This window comes from Microcystis sp. M53602_WE12 (assembly GCF_030065455.1).
Classification (GTDB): Bacteria; Cyanobacteriota; Cyanobacteriia; order Cyanobacteriales; family Microcystaceae; genus Microcystis; species Microcystis aeruginosa.
Window position 1 is genome coordinate 1 of sequence record NZ_JASJFB010000895.1, and the last position, 2,000, is coordinate 2,000.

Annotated in this window: 2 protein-coding genes and 1 tRNA gene; 1 reads left to right on the top strand and 2 read right to left on the bottom strand. The window is 43.0% G+C overall.

The annotated features are described in order from the left end of the window. On the bottom strand, positions 1-376 hold a 376-nt coding region (locus tag PX482_RS27385), incomplete at its 3' end, for an RNA-guided endonuclease InsQ/TnpB family protein (protein ID WP_288123269.1). Positions 377-466: 90 nt separating this feature from the next. Between PX482_RS27385 and PX482_RS27390 the strand changes: the two genes are divergently transcribed. Beyond that, positions 467-1,516 (top strand): AI-2E family transporter, encoded by a 1,050-nt coding sequence (locus PX482_RS27390; RefSeq protein WP_288024804.1) that lies wholly within the window; start codon positions 467-469, stop codon positions 1,514-1,516. A 1-nt stretch (position 1,517) separates the two neighbouring features. Here the strand turns inward: PX482_RS27390 and PX482_RS27395 are convergent. Then, a tRNA-Gln gene (locus PX482_RS27395) sits at positions 1,518-1,590 on the bottom strand. Positions 1,591-2,000 lie beyond the last annotated feature (410 nt).

Consider the following 2,000-nt stretch of genomic DNA (forward strand, 5'->3'; position numbering starts at 1 on the left):
AATAGATTTGTTTGTCTTTAAATTTAAAGGCTGATTTGGTAAATTCGGCACTTCCTCCTTGATGTTTTTTCTTAAAGTTAGGATACTTAGTACGACCAGCAAAGAAGTTAGTAAAAGCTGTTTGTAAATGTCTTAACCCTTGTTGTAAAGGTACACAGCTTACTTCATTGAGAAAGTCTAATTCTTCTTGCTTTTTCCAATCGGTCAACATTGAAGAAGTTTGAGCATAGCCTACTCTTTCTTGCTTTTCGTACCAAGCTTGTGTTCTGAGATGGAGAGCTTTGTTGTAAACTAATCTTACACAGCCCAATGTGCGCCGCAATAGCGACTCTTGTTCGGGTGTTGGGTAAAATCGAAACGAGTAGGCTTTTTCCATGTCTCACATTTTAGCATATATTTCGTAAATGTGCTAATATTTAACAGTAAAGCCGTCGTAGAACGACGGGGTTTCAGACCCAAATTTTCGATGACTTTTGGCAGCAGCCTCGGTTTAGTTCTGTTAGTCTTTTGTCTGTTGATTCTCTGGCAGATTCGACAGATTCTCTTATTATTATTGATGGCGATTCTTCTGGCTCAGATTTTAAATTTGGCTGTGACTTGGTGGCAGCGTCATCACCTCAAGCGTTCCTACGCCCTAATTATCACTCTTTTTGGCTTCTTTATTGGTATTATCGGTATTTTTGTGGGGATTATACCCGCTTTAGTCCAACAATTTCGCCAATTATTTAGTTTATTACCCCAAGCTATAGAAAGACTCTGGGGACAAGTCCATAGTCTTGAGGATTATCTCGATCCTAGTCTGGCCAGTGTCTTACCGGACTTTAAAACACTGCTCGCTCAATTACAACCCCTGATTAACCAAATTGCTGGGCGGGGTTTAAGCATTTTTTACGGTACTTTCGGCATTATCCTCAGCTTACTGCTAATTGTTGCCCTGGGCTTGATGATTCTCGCCGATCCTGCCGCTTACTACCGTTGTTTTCTGCGTTTATTTCCTGCTTTCTACCGTTCTAGGGTACGATCGATCCTAGAACAGTGCGATCGAGATTTAAAAGCTTGGCTGAAAGGGATTTTCTGTCATATGTTGATTATGACCTTGGGCAGTTGCCTGGGTCTATCCCTGATCGGCATTCCCCTCGCTTTTTCCCAATCTATTCTCGCGGGATTTCTCACCTTTATCCCCAACCTCGGGCCAGTTTTAAGCACGATTTTACCCTTTTCTATCGCCCTTCTGGAAGCTCCCTGGCAACCCTGGGCGGTTTTACTACTCTACAGCAGTATTTATCTGTTAATTCAATATTTCGACCGTCATTCACCGCTGCCCATTTTAACAGTGCGGTCGCTCAAGCTCTTACCCGCTTTTACCCTGTTGGCCCAGTTGTTTTTCGCCTCGATTTTTGGCTTTTTAGGGCTATTTCTGGCGGTTCCCCTGACTCTTATCGGTCGTATTTGGCTCAAGGAAGCTTTGATCGAGGATATTCTCAATCATTGGCGGACTGGGAATAAAAAATCTTAAACTGGGGATCTAGGATTCGAACCTAGGAAATGGCGGGACCAAAACCCGCTGCCTTACCGCTTGGCTAATCCCCATTGGACAGACCTTTTTAATATTAGCATTTATCTCCCCGGTTTTGTCAAGAAGTTTCTAAAAATTTTTTGCTGACTATAGCATCCGAGGGTAGAATCGGGAAGCTGCCTGAGCCTCAAACTAAGCTATAGTGGGAACTACTGGTCTGTCAAGTTGAAGTTGACCCAGACAATCATTGTCAAGCTGTACCCTTAACAAGAGAGCAGTCAAACTAAGTCCGTCTGAGGTGAACATCTCAAGCACGGTTCTGAATGGGAGGGGAGGTCGGCGATAATCTGATCAGTGGAGATTGTTAAGTAAACAGTGATGTTTCCCCATGACGGATTTAATTCTACAAAATCGTTACAAAGTCTTGCGATTAATTGCCGATGGTGGTTTCGGAGAGACTTTTTTGGCAGAAGATAGCCAAATG

Excerpts from the sequence above, each read along its gene's own strand:
- PX482_RS27390 (WP_288024804.1), top strand. The coding sequence starts at position 467 with ATGACTTTTGGCAGCAGCCTCGGTTTAGTTCTGTTAGTCTTTTGTCTG.